Origin of the sequence: Peribacillus sp. FSL P2-0133, assembly GCF_037975445.1 — a bacterium.
In the GTDB taxonomy this organism is placed as follows: Bacteria; Bacillota; Bacilli; order Bacillales; family DSM-1321; genus Peribacillus; species Peribacillus simplex_E.
In genome coordinates, this window is the sequence record NZ_CP150254.1 from 1,509,945 (window position 1) to 1,527,336 (window position 17,392).

Sequence of the window (17,392 nt, forward strand, 5' to 3'; positions counted from 1 at the left end):
AGTGAAGGGCATGAGATTTTTACAGTCAATAGCGGTGGTGACAGGTGCAGGTTCCGGTATTGGGAAAGCTACAGCGATGCGCCTGTCGGACGAAGGGGCAAAAGTGTTGTTGGTAGGGCGGACGAAAGGAAAGCTGGAGGAAGCAGCTGCAGAAATCAATGCAAGGCACACGATTCCCGTAGCCGACATTTTCCCTGCAGATGTTACCGTCGAGGAAGATGTAAAGAATCTGGCCATGTATGTGAAGGAACAATATCGTGACCTTCACATTTTAATCAATAATGCAGGTGGATCAAAGTCCTCGAAGCTTTTGGATACATCTGAAGCTGATTGGGATATGATTCAACATGTCAATTTGAAAAGTGTCTTTCTAGTTTCCAAGTACTTGGGAAAAGTGATGGAAGAAGGAGTTGGCAGTGGAAATAAAGCCATCAATCGGGCAATCGTGAATGTGGCTTCACTGTCAGGACATCAGGCAGGGGCATTCATCCCGCATTACAGCTCTGCTAAAGCAGGGGTCATCAGTTTAACGAAATCATTGGCACTGGAACTCGCTGCAGCCGGCATTCGGGTCAATTCCGTATCACCGGGATTCATTGAAACGCCTTTAACGGAGGATGGATTGCAAAATGAAAAATTCGTAAAGTCGATTCAACGGAACACGGCACTGGAAAGAGTGGGGAAAGCGGAGGAAATAAGTAATGTCATTACCTTTGCTGCTTCGCCGGAGGCTTCCTATATGACTGGGACGGATTTATTGGTGGATGGCGGCTGGTTGATCAAATAGAAAAAGGGGATGGGTAAATGTTAAAAGAACACTTATTGACAGAGGTAACCGATAATGTAATGATCCTGACTTTGAATCGTCCTGAAAGCTTGAATGCATTTAGCCCGGATATGATTGCAAGCTTAACGAAAGCGATTAAGGATGTAAAACAAACACCACATATAAGGGCAGTCATTATCAAAGGGGCGGGAAGATCATTCACTGCGGGAGGTGACGTTAAGTCAATGGGGAAGGCCTCTGCAAGTCAATTGTATGATCATGTTGGCAGAATGAATGAATGCATATTGGCTCTGGATGCTTCTGAGGTTCCCGTAATCGCTGCCGTCCATGGATTTGCGGCAGGGGCCGGATTTAATTTGGCACTCGCCTGTGATTTGATCGTGGCTTCCGATGATAGTCAATTTGCCATGAGTTTTTCACAGGTAGGCCTGATCTCTGATGGAGGTGGTTCGTATTTTTTACCTAAATTAGTAGGGCCCCACCTTGCAAAGCAGCTCTTCTTTACTGCCGAGCCAATTTCTGCGGAACGCTTATACCAGTTAGGTGTCATTAATTATATATATCCACTCAATCAACTTGAAGAGGAATCATTGAAACTTGCGGAAAAGCTGGCAAATGGACCGACAAAAGCTTATGGGATGATGAAAAAGCTCGTTAGCCATTCATTTACGGCTACACTTGATGAAATGCTCGAACAGGAACGTATCACGCAAACCTTGATGGCCTCCACAGAAGATCATCTGGAGGGAGTTGCAGCATTCAAAGAAAAAAGAAAACCGGAATTTACAGGGAATTAATAAGGGAGGGATAAAGATGAGAGCCATTCATTTTGAAGAATACGGCGGACCGGAAGTACTGAAATTGACAGAAATGGAAAGGCCCGTGCCAACTGGGCATGAAGTTCTGATTGAAATCGATTGTGTCGGCGTCAATTATGCAGATACAGCGAGAAGGGAAGGGCAATATGTGGTACCTACGCCGCTTCCGTTCATTCCAGGTGCGGAAGTGGCTGGCGTTGTGGTGGAAGTTGGTGGAAAGGTGACCAAAATCAAACCCGGTACAAGGGTAGTGAGTTTAATTGAATCGGGTGGATATTCAGAATATGCCCTTTCAGATGAATTCTCGGCCATTCCGCTTCCTGATGCCATACAGTTTCATGAAGCTGTTGCCCTGCCACTTCAAGGTCTGAGCGCCTATCATATTCTAAAGACAATGGGACGCATGCAACAGGGGGAAACGGTATTGGTCCATGCTGCTGCAGGTGGAGTGGGAACGATTGCCGTACAATTAGCCAAAATCTTCGGGGCTGGAAAAGTGATTGCTACCGCCAGCACAGTGGAAAAGTTGGAACTGGCTAAATCGATGGGGGCAGATGAACTTATCGATTACACGAAAGAAGGATGGGAAATGAAAGTCCGTGAGGTCACGTCCGGAAAGGGAGTAGACGTGGCGCTGGAAATGGCAGGAGGGGATGTTTTCAATAAAACTTTGAAATGTTTGGCTCCATTTGGACGTCTCGTGGTTTTTGGTAATGCCAGTCGTAAGCCTTATACGATGAACCCGCAGCAATTAATGAGGCGCAATCAATCCGTCGTAGGTTTTTTCCTGCCACAGATCATGAAACACCCAGATTTGCTGTTGCCTAGCATTCAAGATCTTTTTTCTTACGTCACGTCCGGGGAACTTAAGCTAACTATCGGCGGCATCTACCCAATTGAAAAGGCAGCAGCCGTTCATGAGGAAATGAATGCCCGTCAAACGAAAGGGAAGTTGATTTTGCAGGTAAAATGAGAAGAAGGGGTGTATATGATGCACCCCTTGTATTTTAATGAGGTTTCACTAGTTCCTTGGACCCTCAAGAACGATTCAATCCGTATCAGTGCTCACATCCTTATCGGGATGCATGAAAGGCGGCTGCGGCGCTTTTTTAGCCTCTAACAGTTCACGGTTTTCAGTTGAATTCCAGCCTATATCATTAGTGGGGTGTATCCATTCGTCTCCAGCCATGATTTCCGGGTCTGTATTTTCGCTCCAATTTTCGAGTGGTGAGTTTTCAGATGCATATTTACTGTCGCCAATGACGACTCCATAATCATTGACGAATGGAGCCTGTGGTTTTATGCCGGTTCCCTTAAAGCTTGGTGCGTTAATTTGGTGTGGTTGTGTATCGTCGACAATTGGTGAATCCAATTTCTTTTTCATGTAGTGTCTCCCTTTCCGTTTTACGGTTATTTTTCTCGTCTGTCCCTATATTATCCCTGAATAATTTCAGGCATTTTTACCCCATTCTAAAATGTAAACTATATGAAAAGGGTGGATGAAAATGAAACGGAAAGCCAATGTGGATGGTGCTGTCAAAGCAAGTAAAACGCCAAAAAGAAACCAGGCTGAAAATGAATTTTCCAATGAGTTCGCATTGGAGGAAAATGCAATGAAAGGTGCCAACCGTAATTCAAAGCAAGGCAGAAAAGGAAGAAGTTAATGGATAAAGAAAAACAGAACAGCCAGGAAAAGATGGGACAACATGTACGAACTGAATTTGGAATCGAATTTAGCGGCGATATGAACGCAACCAAAATTTATGAAATTTTGGCAAAAGAAAATAAAAAACGTGATAGTGATAAGTAAATAAGGACGGACCCAATTCTTGGGTCCGTCCTTATTCTTAAAAAATAATGCTGTCAGATTTTGAGAGAGGGAATATCGTTGATCCCTTACCACTCGGATCAAAATAGGCAAGCATGAACGATGGTTTCTCGACGATTGTTCCCTCAGCTAAATACGTTTCCAAATCAAAGGGAAGTGCCTCGAGCAATGTGTGCTTGTGTATTTCTTTTTCATTAAGTGCCAAGGCTGTGAAAGAGGAACCAAGCTTTTCAGGTTTATCCAGAATCTCTTCATATATCTCTTTCCGCCCACTTTTATCTAATGAAGCTTCCCACCAAGGCTTACGTGGTTTGTATTTTTGGTTCATGAAATAATCCAATTTCATGAGTCCGATAATGTTTTTCAGTTCAGCAGATTCCCGGGAAGCCAAAAACTGCTGTAAGCGTCTGAACAAGTCTTCAAGCTGATGTCCGATTCGTGACCAGCCTTGATCATCCCAATAGGTTCCGAAATCTTGAAAGAAGTCGAATGGTGATTGAAATACTGTTTTGACAAGATATTCCGTGGTGTGATCCATTCTATGATCGTTCCAGTATTTTTCAAGGACATCTTCAACTTGTTTAATGCGGACAATGTCATCAAAGGATAAAACATTATTTCCTAGGATTTCATATGGAGCATGTTCGCTGTATATATATTGGTGTTCATCAGCACGTATCCGTAAGCCAGTACCACGAAGCATCTTTAAGAAACCAAGCTGCATCTCTTCGGGTCTGAGCTCGAAAACATCATTGAAAGTCTTTCTGAAAGAATGATAATCTTCTTCAGGTAACCCGGCAATTAGGTCTAAATGCTGATCAATTTTCTGACCTTCTTTTACCATCGTGACGGTTCTGGTCAATTTTTCGAAATTCTGCCTTCTCATAACTAGATCATTCGTATGATCATTCGTCGATTGTACCCCTATTTCAAAGCGGAACAATCCTGCAGGGGCATTATCGTTCAAGAACTGGATAACTTCCGGACGCATGATGTCCGCCGTGATTTCGAACTGGAAAACCACACCGGGAAGATGTTCATCGATTAAGAATTGAAACATTTCCATTGCATAGCTTCGGCTGATATTGAAGGTTCGGTCAACGAACTTAATGGTCTTGGCACCATTAGCCATAAGGTACCTGATATCTTCTTTAATCTTTTCACGATCAAAATACCTGACACCCACTTCAATCGATGAAAGGCAAAATTGGCAACTGAACGGGCACCCTCGGCTAGTTTCGATATAGGTGACACGTTTAGATAGATCGCCGCGGTCTTCCTCCAAACGATAGGGAGAAGGGAGGGATTTCAAATCAACCTTGCCGTTCTGAGGCTGGATGATTTTTTTTCCATCCTGTCGATACGCAATGCCGCCGACCTTCTTATAGTCATTCGAACCTTCAATTTCAGATAAAAGGGCCTTGAAGGTGACTTCACCTTCGCCAATTACGATGAAATCAGCCCCGGGAATTTGATCAAGCCATTCCCCAACATCATAGGTGACTTCAGGTCCGCCAAGAATGATAACCAATTCTGGATTGATCTTCTTCAGCATGGCTACGACTTTCATTGTTTCCTCGATGTTCCAAATATAGCAGCTGAACCCTATGACATCAGGTTTTTTGGAATGAAGGTCACCAACTATGTTCATAATTGGATCTTTTATCGTATATTCTGCCAGCTGTACATCATAATCTGGCTGGGCATAAGCTTTTAAATATCGGATGGATAGCGATGTATGGATATATTTTGCGTTAAGAGTACTGATTATTATATTCATGTTAAAGGGCGTAAAAGAAACGCCTGGCTCCTTTCGTGTACATGTCTTTTTAAGCCAACAAGCACTAACGAGTAATTTTACCATAGCGTACTCCATTTGAAAAATGAGTTATGGTATTGAAGGGGAATCTTTTCAGCTTGAAAGTCGAAAACGGATAAAGCAGAAAATGCTTCATCCGTTTTATTTAAAAAGCTTGTTTAATATACTCTTTCGTTTTAGTCATGAAACGTTTTGTCTTGGTCGCTTTCAATTCGATGATCGGCTGCGCCATGGTAGCGATCATTTCACTTGATAATAATACGGTAATCAAGAATGAGAGGCCAGCGAGCATGATAAAGCTCTCTGTATTGCTGAAGTATTCCTGGATGGTGCTTTCACGGAAAAACCGAATGAAGAAACCATGCAGCAGATAGACATAAAGGGTTTGTTTACCCCAGTTCGTAAAGAAGTATTGTCCGCGTGGAATGAACGAAAGGAAGCTGAACACTGAAATTATGCTCAATCCATAAAATCCCAGGCGTTTAAACATGGACACGATTGTCGCATCTTCAAGTTCGGCATATGGTTTCGAACCGAGCAGCCATTTATAATTGATATCGGCATTTAAATAAAAACCGATAAAAATCAATAACATGACACTAAGTGAAGCCAAACGAACTTTGGGAGTGAATAGTTTTTTTAAATGTTCCTTGCTTAAATGGTACCCAATCAAAAACATCGGGAAAAAAACGAATGTCCTGGAGAGACTAAGATAATTGGAGATATTGTCAATATATCCAATCAATAATGCGATTAAAAAAGATAAACCTATGCCTACAGATGGCTTTAGCTTTGAGAAACCAAGGAGCATGATGTTCCAACAGAATAAACTGATCAGGAACCATAGCGACCATTGGGGGTCAAGCAGGTCTACAGTAATGGCAGAACGTTCATATAAGAAATAGTAGTAAACGGTATATATCAATTGGAAAATGATATAGGGCAAAATCAGTTTTTTAGTAATTTTACCTAAATACCCTTTTTGATAAAAACCTTTCGCAAAGAACCCTGAAACAAGGATAAAGGCAGGCATGTGAAAGGAATAAATGGTTTTATATAAAGCATATATCGTTTCACTGTCATGTATATACGTATTCAGCAAATGTCCAAAGACGACAAAAGCCATAAGAATGAACTTGGCGTTATCGAAGAAAAAATCACGTTGTTTCATCGTTGCCTCCATTTAATAAATTTTTAAGGTAGCTAGAAAGCATTGTTATTTCTTATACCCTAAATACCTTGTACTAAATCAATATTTATTAAATTTATTATAATAACCTTAAATTAAGCTTAACGCTAAGTTTTATAGTATTCAATATACTATAATTTGATATATAGGATAATTTTGGAATGGTTTGATTGCGCCGATTTTCGAAAAATACCGAGGGAAAATCAAGATGGATGTCGAATAAAGTTGGTAAGTATGGGTTTTGATGAGGGGGGTTAATATGAAAATCGGTTATGAGAATGAAACGGAATATAAACAGGAAATTTTAAAATTGAATAAACAGATCGAAGGGTTTTTGAACATTTTCAATTCGATGTCAGAGCCTTATATTAGGGTTGATGAGGAACTGCGTCTCACTTATGCCAATGATGCTGCTTGTGCCCTGCTGGAAACCGCGAAAGAGCAGCTGGAGTCCATGAAGATAACTGATTTTCTCGATGTCATCCCTTTAAATAACCAGGAAGTTTCAAGTTCCCTAAAAACCTCGAATGAAAGTGAAAGGCAAATTATCCAGCTACATACCGGAGCCCTTAAGCAAATAGAGTTTATACGTATAGGCTCTTTTTCCGAAGGACAGCAGTTCTACCGTTTGGGGGATGTGACATTGGATGTTTCTTCGTCAAGGGAAACAAGGATGTCAAGGCAGATGTTTTTGGACATTTTCGATACAGCCATAGAAAGCATCGTTCTATTTGACAGTTCAGGAATAATAATGGAAGTGAACCATGCCTTTATCCATGTCTTGGGCATCCCGAAAAAAGATATTGTCGGTAAGAATATGAGGGACCTCATATCCCCATATTATAGGGAATATTGGGATGAGAGCATACAAAGAGCCTTTGATGAGTCGAACTTCAAAGGAGAGGTAGAGATAAAGGTTGGGGATGAACTGCATCATTTCACTTTCTCGTTAAGTTCAACGGTAGGAAATGAATTATATATGTCGGTGCTTCGAAAAATTACAGAATCAAATATAATAGAAAAAAAGTTAGAGACGAGCGAACGGATTTTTGCCGAATTATTCGATCAGTCCATGGACGCAATCATATTCTGGAATGATGACGGGATTATTTTTCGGGTCAATCATTCAGCATGTAAAATATTCGAATCCAGCAGAGAGGATTTGATCGGCAGTCATATCTGGAAATACGTGTACAGCAATAAAAACCATTTTGGCCAGATGATGGAGACGTTTGAAAGAGACACCCAGGTGCGGGGTGAGCTGATTTATAAAATGCCTAATAACCAAATTAAATTGCTTGAATTGACTGCCAAAAAACATGAAGGTGACGGATATAACGTAACGATCTTTCGAAATGTCAGTGAGCGCTGGCTGATTGAGAAGGAATTAAGGGATAGTGAAAAGAAGTTCAGGAAGATTTTTGAGGGAACATTAGACGGCTTGATTTTATGGAATCATGAAGGGTTCACCGATATTAATGAAGCTGGTCAGAAAATATTGGAGATTTCGAAGCGCAAACTGCTATCTTTATCTGTAAAGGGATTCATCGAAAAAATTCCTGAAAATGCTCCAGTCTTGAACGCTCACATTGAAAATGTTTATAAGCATGAGGTCTACTCTTCCATCATTCCGATAACATACGAAGATGGAAGGGTTAAGCATATTGAATTTTTGACGAGGAAAAATTTATATTCGAACCTGAATTTAAGCATTTTCCGTGATGTGAGTAAAAATCTCGAAATGCAGGAACAAATCCGAAAATCGGATACTTTGAATGTAGTAGGTGAACTGGCGGCGGGAATTGCTCACGAAATCAGGAATCCAATGACAGCCTTAAAAGGTTTTATCCAGTTGCTTGAGGATGGTGTTAAGGGGGAGTTTTCCACATACTTTCATGTAATTACTTCCGAAATTAAGCGAATCGAAACCATTATCACGGAATTTTTGGTACTGGCAAAACCGCAGGCGCTAAAAATTTTCAAACAGGATGTTCATACCATATTGAGAGAGACACTGGAATTACTGGCCGCTCAGGCACTATTGGAAAATATTCAATTCGAGACAGACTTTGAAGAAGATGAATTTAACGTGTTATGTGAAGCGAACCAGTTAAAGCAAGTGTTCATTAACATCATCAAAAATGCATTGGAAGTCATGCCGGATGGGGGATCTGTTTCCATTAAAACAAGCCGATTTTCAGAGAAATACGTTTGCATTTCAATTACTGACAAAGGCATGGGGATTTCAACGGAAATGCTAAAAAAATTGGGTGAACCTTTTTATACGACGAAAGATAGGGGAACGGGGCTCGGGCTCATGGTCAGCTATAAAATCATTGAAGAGCACAATGGCTATATAGAAGTGGAAAGCGAAGTGGGAAAAGGGACGAGCTTTCATATTTATTTGCCATTTGAGTAATGCAGAAGGGGATGTTCCAAACCTTTTTTTAGTTAACGGAAAGCATATGAAATTTTTCATTAGTTAATGGGGAATCCTTTATTGGATTCCTTTTTTCATTATTTATTATCTTGGAATCACAATTAAGGGTTGTAACCATAAAAAATATTGTGCTTCCATTATAGAGAAGCTTCCGAAGTAATTAAGCGGAAAATAAGAATGACATCCAAATTGCAGAACTTTCGAATCGATTTTCGGAGCGGGCTTCATATGAAATCGTCATAATCAATCTAGAGGTTCATGCTTAGAAATTTCCGTCATATCCTGTCTGCTGGTAGGTAAAGCATTATCGCAATTTAAGAAGTTTTGTCTTTTTTTGCGAATCTATTTACATATAAGGCATATTTTGTAATACTTCTTTATTATAATGTAACTTTAAAAAGGCAGGAGTAGTGAATGTTGTTATGAATTCTAGGTGTGCAACGGAAATTTGTTCTGAGATTCGAATGAAGCGTTGGGAAATGATGGAGCTGGCCAAAATGTATGGACTAAATCATGAGTATACCCTTCGCCAAAGTGAGCAGCTTGACAAACTTATAAATGAGTATTTAATCCTTCAACATCATTCATCAGTGGAAGTGAGAAATAAGCGAGAAGAGATGGTTGTTATTGTGCAGCAACCCTTTAATGACGACATTTCCTTTTAGAGGGGATTTGAATGCATGCATGATTTTTTAAAGTAGCAGGCAAGGAGACAAGCAACTTTGTGTGATTTCTGGTGAAATGAACCTTTGTAAACATATCAGAAAACAATTAATGAAAGACTTATATAATCAAGACAATATATCTTTTGAATTTCCTTTGGATTTGGGGTATATATCGAGGGGAGGCCACCAGAAGGTGTCCTTCATGCATCGGGATTGGTTTAGAAGTCTTAATTTTTCTGAATGGGTTACACTGATTAATGAAAAGTAAGAGCTGACTCACTTGATGGAGCCAGCCATGGAGGAAGTTCGGGAGTTACAAAACTTCCAATAATATGACCATGAACAAAAGGCCGACAATGAAGGAATAGGTAGATGTGCGTTCATTACCATCCCCATGGCTTTCAGGAATCAATTCCTTATAAACGATGAAAAGCATGGCCCCGGCGGCGAAAGCTAGGCCGTATGGAACCAGGAACCCAATGTAAGAGGTTAAATAAAAACCTAGTAAGCCGGTAATTATTTCGATGGTACCGGTTAAGGTAGCTATCAGGAACGCTGTGAGTTTACCGATTTTTTGATTAATTAAAAACAAGGCGACTAGTAAGCCTTCCGGAGCATTTTGCAGGCCGATGGCAAAAGCGATCAAATTACCTGTATCAGCAGTATCAGAGGCGTAACTCACCCCAACAGAAAGACCCTCAGGAATATTATGGAGTGTAATGGCAGTGATGATGAGCAAAGCCTTTTCATCGAACTGAATGCCACTTTTCGTATGGCTGAGATCGATATGAGGAATGTTTTTTTCCATGATCGTTAATGTCATTACCCCGAGAAAAACCCCAATGACTAGCTGCATATATCCTCCGGTGGCCAGAGACTCCGGGATCAGGCTCAATAACGAAGCAGCCATCATAATTCCAGCCGTAAATGCCAGAAGCGTGTCTCTGAATCGATGTGTGATTGAACCTTGAATGAACAAGATTGGTAACGCACCAAACCCTGTAGACATAGCAGATAGGATGCTGCCTAATAAAACTCCACTCATAAATTTCTCCTTTGTATGGTACTTACTCATTAGTGAATTTTTGGGCGGAACAATAATTTATTGTATTTAGACATAAAGAAAATGTTCCAGGAAAAAACTATTTTGCAGTCATTCTTCTGTATACCATTTTTTCAATGTCAGATCAGTCGGCAGCAGTATGCTGATGATCCCCAGTAATGGAAGGAATCCCACTAGCTTAATCATGGATTCGATTCCAATTATATCTGCAATGGCTCCCAATGAAACGGATCCAATGGCACCCATTCCAAAGGCTAACCCCACTGTCAAGCCTGCCATCGTTCCGACTTTTCCCGGGACCAATTCCTGTGCGTATATTACAGTGACGGAAAAACTGCTCATTATAATGAATCCCGCCATCAATAATAAAATAAAAGCGGCTGTAGGAGGTACGAATGGTAAAAGTGCGGTTATTGGCATGCTGGCAGCGAAAGAAAAGAAAATGACATTTTTACGCCCGAATCTATCAGCAAGCGGACCTCCAAAAAATGTACCTACAGCACCGGCGGCCAAAAAGGCAAATAGGAAAAATTGTGCGGATTTTATCGTGAATGAATACTGCTCGATCAAATAAAAACTGTAAAAGTTCGTCATGCACGATACATACCAGGAACGGGCAAAGATTATGAATAATATCAATACCAGGGCTTTGGCCACTTTATGGGACCGCTCTTTATTGATTATTTTTGCAGCAAGCTTTTTAGGCTGGAAGTGAACTAATTTTTGGGAATACCACTTGGCAATATACAGCAATAGGATAACGGCCATCAAGGCAACCAGGGCAAACCAGAGTGCGCCTTTTTGACCAAAAGGAACAAGCACGATGGCTGTGATGAGTGGGGCAAGTGCCTGCCCGCTATTCCCGCCGACCTGATAAATCGATTGTGCCAGGCCTCTTTTTGGTCCGCCTGCCATATAGGCCACCCTAGAGCCTTCCGGATGGAATATGGCCGACCCTAAGCCCATCAAGATGACTGCACCAAGGATAATGGTATAGTTTGGGGCAATTGAGAGAATGATGACCCCAATTAAAGTACTGGTCAACCCAATGGGCAATGCATATGGAATTGGCTTTTTATCCGTATAGAATCCAACTGCCGGCTGCAGGAGGGATGAGACGATATTCAGGCAGAATGCAATCATTCCCAGCTGTGTATATGTTAGCGACATTGATTTTTCGAGGATTGGGAACATGGCCGGTACGACGGCCTGAAGAGAATCATTCATTAAATGGCATATGCCAATTATGATCATGATTTTCAGAGTCATATCTTGTTTTTGCGGTTTTGTTTTAATGGCAGCGATACTTCCCATCTGTATATTTCCTTCTTCCTGATTAAGATTTTTACCTATTCCATAAATAGATTCAAGAAGCATGCACCGTATGCATGACACCTTTAAATAAATCGGAATCGTTACTGGCATTGATAAAAAAATGAAACTCTTCAAAGTTTTGCTAAGGGTGGTCTTTTATCAGCGGTAAGCTGATTGTTACGGTTGTACCTTTCAGAGGTTTACTTGAAAACTCTATGGTACCGTTAAAAGATTCAATTATTCGTTTACACACAAATAGCCCTAATCCCGTTCCTTCCTTTTTCGATGTATAGAAGGGATCGAACACTTTACCTATTTCTTTTTCTTTCAGTCCTTGCCCGATGTCGGTGATCATGATTTTAGCCCATTCATTTTCATGGTGAATTCGAATCCTTAACTTTTTCCCAACTTCCATGGCCTCGAAACCGTTTTTGGCAATGTTGAGGATGACTTGTTTGAGTTGGTCCTTTGTACAATGAACCAGGATCGGCTCCTTTATGATATTCCATTCCACTTCAATATTGAAGTGACGTGCTTCTGATTCTATTATTGGTCTCAATTCAGCAATGATACTGCGGATATCATATAAGGATAAAGTCTGGGCCATCGGCTTCCCTAAAATCAAAAATTCGCTGACGATACTATTGATCCGTTCAATTTCCTTCATGATGACAGAGTAATAGAACTGATCTTGTTCTTCAGGGTGTTTTTCAACCAATAACTGCACTAGCCCCTTTATGCCGGTAAGTGGGTTTTTTATTTCATGTGCAGTACTGGCAGCCAATGTACCGACAAAATCTATTTTTTGCCTTTCGTTTAGTAACTTTTGTTTTTTGGTATTCCTGCGAACGATCAGCTCCTCCACGATGGTATAAATCATGTGAGTAAAAAAGAAGGTGAAAAAGACAAGCATTAAAAATACATTGATGTTATTTGTGTTAATCTTATCGGGCACTTTGACGGATAGTTTCCAATCGACTTCGGTCAAAGGAACATCCACCCATTTAGAATGTCCAGTAAATTCGTCGGCATTTATATCTAAAATTCGGGTTTTGTCCTTTGTTTCCAATTTAAAGGTATGACCAGGGCTGAGAATCTTTAATATATTTTCCATATGATCCAGCCTGATATGTGCCAATAAAAACCCTTGCACTTTTTTATCATGATCCAGAATGGGAGCAAAAATGGAAAAATAATTGTAATCAGGGCTATATAGCTCCTTTGTTCCTACAACAACGGCTTTTTGGGTTTTTACTGCAAGTTCTATATCATTCTGTTCAATTAAATAGTAATGATTGAAATTCTTATTCGTCCCTGAAATGGAGACACCGTCACGATTTAGCCAATAGATTCCGGCATACCTGGAATCTGTATCTTTGATCCATTTCATAAGAAGTTCGGTTTTTTTGTTATCCATATAAAGCACGGAACTGCTAAGGCTAAGCAGCTCAAGGTTTTCCTTCGTTTCTCTGATAACTTGATCTATGTATTCTTGATAAACCGTTCCCGCCCATTCAGCTTGTTCCTGTCTTTCTTTTTGAATGGAACGTTCTAAATGTACCCAATAAATGATTGAGAGAATAATTAATGGTAAAATAACAATAAGTAGATATGCGGTTAATTTATGCCTTGTTTTCATGATTGTCACTACTTTAGCTTTTTTTTCAAGTATATCAAAATGAATGATTAAACAATAGTGCATACTAACAGGGTAGATTGACAAAAAAGTCTTTATGTCATATAATAACTTTTAATTCAAGATATTTTAATTAAAAATTTTTAAGGTTGTGAAGTTATGGAGAATAATAACATCCAACAGTCTTTGAAACTGTTCATTGTGATGTCTAGAGCCCATCGATCTATTAATGATGTGGTAAATAAACATATAGCTGAAGAGGGTTTGAATCCAACTGAGTTTGCCGTATTGGAATTGCTTTATCATAAAGGGGATCAGCCCCTTCAGCAAATAGGCGGAAAAATCCTGCTAGCTAGCGGCAGCATTACCTATGTCGTGGATAAACTTGAACAGAAGGAATATCTACAGCGAATAGCATGTAAAGAGGATCGCCGTGTAACCTTTGCAAAAATAACGGATAAAGGAAAGGCCTTTATTGAAGGAGTATTTCCTGAGCATGAAAAAAGAATCGATGATATCATGAGTGTACTTACGCACGATGAAAAGGCCACCGTTATCGAATTGCTTAAAAAGATTGGGTATTCCGCTCAAAATTAGCTAAAGAACCAGCACCCGGATTTCACTACAGGTGCTGGTTTTTTATTCTGATAAAATCTGAATTTGTTTTGAGGACATAAAGGTTTTTAATAACGCTGTGGCGAATTAAATTATATTACGATAACCGTGATAATGGTGAATGTGTCTTGAAAACGAATTCGATGAATAACGCTACTCAGGTTGATAAAATGTTTTTAAATCGTGAAAAGGAGCGTACATATGAAATTTAATGAGTATGAATATAAACGTCCTGAAATGGATGAAATTAAAACCCGATTCATGAAAGCTTTGGAAAAGTTTACTGACGCTGCTAATGCTGATGCGCAAATAAGAGCCATGGAAGAAATAAATGAAATCCGAAATTATGTAGGTACGATGTTTAATTTGGTCTATATACGGCATTCCATTGATACAAATGATGATTTTTATAAAGCTGAGAATGATTATTTAGATGACTTCTCCCCTGAAATGGAAGAGTTAACTTCAAAATTTTACAATGAACTCGTTCGCTCGAAATATCGTAAGGAGCTTGAGAAGAAATGGGGAACTCAACTATTTGACCTGGCAGAGGCCCAACTCAAAACTTTTTCGCCTGAAATCATACCACAGCTGCAAAAAGAAAATAAATTATCAAGTGAATATTCACAATTGATTGCCTCAGCAAAAATTCACTTTGATGGAAAAGAATTAACACTTGCGCAGCTCCAGCCTTTTATGGAGTCCTCGGACCGTGAGTTAAGGAAAAATGCAAGTGAGGCATATTACGGTTTCTTTGAAGAAAAGCAGGCGGAATTGGATCGTATATTCGATGACCTTGTCAAGGTGAGGCATGGGATTTCGACAGCGCTAGGTTATGGGAATTTCGTGGAACTTGGGTATTATCGAATGACACGGACTGATTATGATGCTGAAATGGTTGCTGCATTCCGCAAGCAGGTGAAAGAGGAAGTGGTACCGCTTGTCACCCGGCTGAAGGGACGTCAGCGCGAACGTCTTGGATTGGAGAAACTGAACTATTATGATGAGAATTTTCATTTCAGAACGGGTAATGCCATTCCAAAAGGCGATGCTGAGTGGATCATCGAAAATGGGAAAAGGATGTACCAGGAGCTTTCGCCTGAAACTAATCAGTTTTTCAACTATATGATTGATAATGACCTGATGGACCTTGTGGCGAAGAAAGGAAAAGAAAGCGGTGGCTATTGTACTTTTATAGAAGACTATAAAGCTCCATTCATCTTTTCTAATTTCAACGGTACTTCCGGGGATATAGATGTTTTGACGCATGAGGCAGGCCATGCATTCCAAGTGTATCGCAGCCGTGAACTTGACATTCCTGAGTATTATTGGCCTACATATGAAGCATGTGAAATCCATTCGATGAGCATGGAATTTTTAACTTGGCCATGGATGGAGCTGTTTTTCAAGGAAGATACGGAAAAGTATAAGTTTTCCCATTTAAGCGGTGCCCTCATATTCCTTCCGTATGGGGTAGCTGTTGATGAATTTCAGCATTTTGTCTATGAAAATCCTGATGCCTCCCCCGTTGAAAGAAAGCAGGCTTGGCGTAAGATCGAGATGGAATATTTGCCACATCGCGATTATGAAGGAAATGAATTCTTGGAGAATGGCGGGTATTGGCAGCGGCAAAGCCACATTTATCAATCACCTTTCTATTATATAGACTATACATTGGCCCAGATTTGTGCTTTCCAATTCTGGAAAAGGTCGGCTGAAAAAGATGAAACGGCTTGGGGTGATTATTTGAATCTGTGCCAACTTGGAGGCAGCAAGTCGTTCCTTGATCTTGTTGAATCTGCGAATCTGAAATCTCCATTTGATGACGGTACTGTACAGTCCGTTGTAAAGGTGATAGACGAATGGCTCTCCACTGTAGATGATAAGGCATTATGAAAAATTAGGCTGTATGATACGAACGCTTGGAGATAATTCCAAGCGTTTTTTTAAATCTTTCATACGTTCGGAATGTTGGGCATGAAAAGTGCTGATTTAAGCTCCACAGAGAAATGCATAGGGAGTTTCAGACTTCACAATGAGAGAATGTTAGCCCAGGAAAAAAACAGCCGACGAAAGGAATATCGCTCGGCTTGTCTTAAATATCTCTTCCTTACATATAAATGTAGTGAGGAGGGGAGAGTATGCTGTCAAGGTGGTCAGGGAGTTTTCAGATTGCAGCAGTTTATGTAGGCACAGTCGTCGGTGCAGGATTTGCAACTGGAAAAGAGATTGTCGAGTTTTTTACCCGTTATGGCTCTTATGGCTTTATCGGGATTTTAATAGCAGGTTATATTTTCATTTTCACTGGGACGAAAATCATGCTCATTTCCGCAAGGATAAGAGCATCTTCTTATGAGGAGTTCAACCAATTTCTTTTTGGGAGGAAAATAGCGGGAATCATCAACTTCTTTTTCCTTATCATGCTGTTAGGGGTGACGGCTGTCATGATATCGGGTTCAGGAGCCGTTTTTGAAGAACAACTTGGCGTGTCTAAAAGTATAGGAAGTTGGTCTACGATCATACTGGCATCCTTGGTCCTGATGATGGGCATGCGCGGTGTTTTCACTGTGAACTCTTTTGTTGTACCGATCATGATCTGCTTTAGCTTGATCCTTTTTTTCTCGACTTTGGATAATGGGGATTTCTTTAAGACCCTTACAAAAGTTCCTGATGAAGTGATCACCGTGAAAATGATTTTGTCACCATTTGCCTATACAGCCTTTAACCTTGCTTTGGCACAGGCTGTGCTGGTTCCGGTTGCGTATGAGGTTCGAGATGAAAAGGTCATTAAACATGGTGCAATTCTTGGGGGGATATTCCTGACGATCATTTTATTGACGGGGCATTTTTCGCTTATGACACTTCCTGACGTGAATAGATATGAAATTCCTTCAGCGGTTATTATGAGAACGGCAGCCAGTCAGTTATATTGGATGTTCATTTTGGTGATTTACGGGGAGATATTCACTTCGGTCATCGGAAACATATATGGATTACAGAGGCAAATCAGCAATTATATTAAATTGCCAAGCATGATGATCATAGCGGTGATTTTTTTAATAGCTTTGATCATCAGTGAATTCGGATATGGAAGGTTACTAGGATATATTTATCCGGTTTTTGGATACATAAGCCTCCTTTTTTTAATATTGGTCTGGAAAAGCAAGGCGGGGAAGGAGTAATGAAGAACGGGGGGCCAGTCCTTAGCCCTCCGTATC

At 40.3% G+C, this 17,392-nt stretch carries 16 protein-coding genes; 10 read left to right on the forward strand and 6 right to left on the reverse strand.

Translation table 11 applies throughout. From position 1 onward, the window contains the following. The first annotated feature begins 10 nt into the window (after positions 1-10). Genes MKY17_RS07240 through MKY17_RS07250 form a run of 3 tightly spaced genes read left to right on the forward strand, consistent with a single transcriptional unit; the run spans position 11 to position 2,578 of the window. Positions 11-787 (forward strand): SDR family oxidoreductase, encoded by a 777-nt coding sequence (locus tag MKY17_RS07240; RefSeq protein WP_098371179.1) that lies wholly within the window; start codon positions 11-13, stop codon positions 785-787. 17 nt (positions 788-804) lie between these two features. Then, positions 805-1,584, forward strand: a complete 780-nt coding sequence (locus tag MKY17_RS07245) for an enoyl-CoA hydratase (protein WP_098371178.1) — start codon at positions 805-807, stop codon at positions 1,582-1,584. Positions 1,585-1,600: 16 nt separating this feature from the next. Beyond that, on the forward strand, positions 1,601-2,578 hold the full coding sequence (locus MKY17_RS07250; protein WP_098371177.1) for a zinc-binding dehydrogenase: 978 nt from the start codon (positions 1,601-1,603) through the stop codon (positions 2,576-2,578). Positions 2,579-2,653: 75 nt separating this feature from the next. Here MKY17_RS07250 and MKY17_RS07255 read toward each other — a convergent pair whose 3' ends face one another. Continuing rightward, positions 2,654-2,989 (reverse strand): DUF3905 domain-containing protein, encoded by a 336-nt coding sequence (locus MKY17_RS07255; protein ID WP_098371176.1) that lies wholly within the window; start codon positions 2,987-2,989, stop codon positions 2,654-2,656. Positions 2,990-3,110: 121 nt separating this feature from the next. Between MKY17_RS07255 and MKY17_RS07260 the strand changes: the two genes are divergently transcribed. Then, complete coding sequence (locus tag MKY17_RS07260) at positions 3,111-3,269, forward strand: hypothetical protein (RefSeq protein WP_098371175.1); 159 nt, start codon at positions 3,111-3,113, stop codon at positions 3,267-3,269. Next, positions 3,269-3,415 carry a hypothetical protein gene (locus tag MKY17_RS07265; protein WP_179891043.1) on the forward strand — a complete coding sequence of 49 codons (147 nt, stop codon included), beginning with the start codon at positions 3,269-3,271 and terminating at the stop codon, positions 3,413-3,415. Before MKY17_RS07260 ends, MKY17_RS07265 begins: the two co-directional genes overlap by 1 nt. Before the next feature lie 37 nt (positions 3,416-3,452). Here MKY17_RS07265 and MKY17_RS07270 read toward each other — a convergent pair whose 3' ends face one another. After that, entirely contained in the window at positions 3,453-5,213 is a 1,761-nt protein-coding gene (locus tag MKY17_RS07270; protein ID WP_339202337.1) for a B12-binding domain-containing radical SAM protein, read from the reverse strand. 184 nt (positions 5,214-5,397) lie between these two features. Beyond that, positions 5,398-6,423 carry an acyltransferase family protein gene (locus MKY17_RS07275; protein ID WP_098371173.1) on the reverse strand — a complete coding sequence of 342 codons (1,026 nt, stop codon included), beginning with the start codon at positions 6,421-6,423 and terminating at the stop codon, positions 5,398-5,400. Positions 6,424-6,700: 277 nt separating this feature from the next. On the opposite strand from MKY17_RS07275, the gene MKY17_RS07280 reads away from it, so the two are divergent. Both MKY17_RS07280 and MKY17_RS07285 read left to right on the forward strand, forming a co-directional pair. After that, a complete protein-coding gene (locus tag MKY17_RS07280; RefSeq protein ID WP_179891042.1) occupies positions 6,701-8,860 on the forward strand; it encodes a PAS domain S-box protein in 2,160 nt (719 codons plus the stop codon). A gap of 443 nt (positions 8,861-9,303) precedes the next feature. After that, entirely contained in the window at positions 9,304-9,546 is a 243-nt protein-coding gene (locus MKY17_RS07285) for an aspartyl-phosphate phosphatase Spo0E family protein (protein WP_098371171.1), read from the forward strand. 313 nt (positions 9,547-9,859) lie between these two features. Here MKY17_RS07285 and MKY17_RS07290 read toward each other — a convergent pair whose 3' ends face one another. The 3 genes from MKY17_RS07290 to MKY17_RS07300 all read right to left on the reverse strand — a co-directional run bounded on the left by MKY17_RS07290 (position 9,860) and on the right by MKY17_RS07300 (position 13,562). Next, positions 9,860-10,591, reverse strand: coding sequence for a ZIP family metal transporter (locus tag MKY17_RS07290; RefSeq protein ID WP_098371169.1), 732 nt, complete (start codon positions 10,589-10,591; stop codon positions 9,860-9,862). Between the two features lie 108 nt (positions 10,592-10,699). Then, positions 10,700-11,923: an MFS transporter gene (locus tag MKY17_RS07295; protein WP_098371391.1), complete on the reverse strand. Its 1,224-nt coding sequence runs from the start codon at positions 11,921-11,923 to the stop codon at positions 10,700-10,702. 142 nt (positions 11,924-12,065) lie between these two features. Continuing rightward, positions 12,066-13,562, reverse strand: a complete 1,497-nt coding sequence (locus MKY17_RS07300) for a sensor histidine kinase (RefSeq protein WP_179891041.1) — start codon at positions 13,560-13,562, stop codon at positions 12,066-12,068. 156 nt (positions 13,563-13,718) lie between these two features. Between MKY17_RS07300 and MKY17_RS07305 the strand changes: the two genes are divergently transcribed. The 3 genes from MKY17_RS07305 (at position 13,719) to MKY17_RS07315 (ending at position 17,356) form a co-directional block, all read left to right on the forward strand. Then, entirely contained in the window at positions 13,719-14,156 is a 438-nt protein-coding gene (locus MKY17_RS07305) for a MarR family transcriptional regulator (RefSeq protein WP_076366852.1), read from the forward strand. Between the two features lie 219 nt (positions 14,157-14,375). Continuing rightward, the gene (locus MKY17_RS07310) at positions 14,376-16,070 is read left to right on the forward strand and encodes a M3 family oligoendopeptidase (protein WP_098371167.1); all 1,695 of its coding nucleotides are present in this window, start codon (positions 14,376-14,378) and stop codon (positions 16,068-16,070) included. A gap of 245 nt (positions 16,071-16,315) precedes the next feature. Next, positions 16,316-17,356 carry a hypothetical protein gene (locus MKY17_RS07315; protein ID WP_098371166.1) on the forward strand — a complete coding sequence of 347 codons (1,041 nt, stop codon included), beginning with the start codon at positions 16,316-16,318 and terminating at the stop codon, positions 17,354-17,356. Positions 17,357-17,392: the final 36 nt, after the last annotated feature.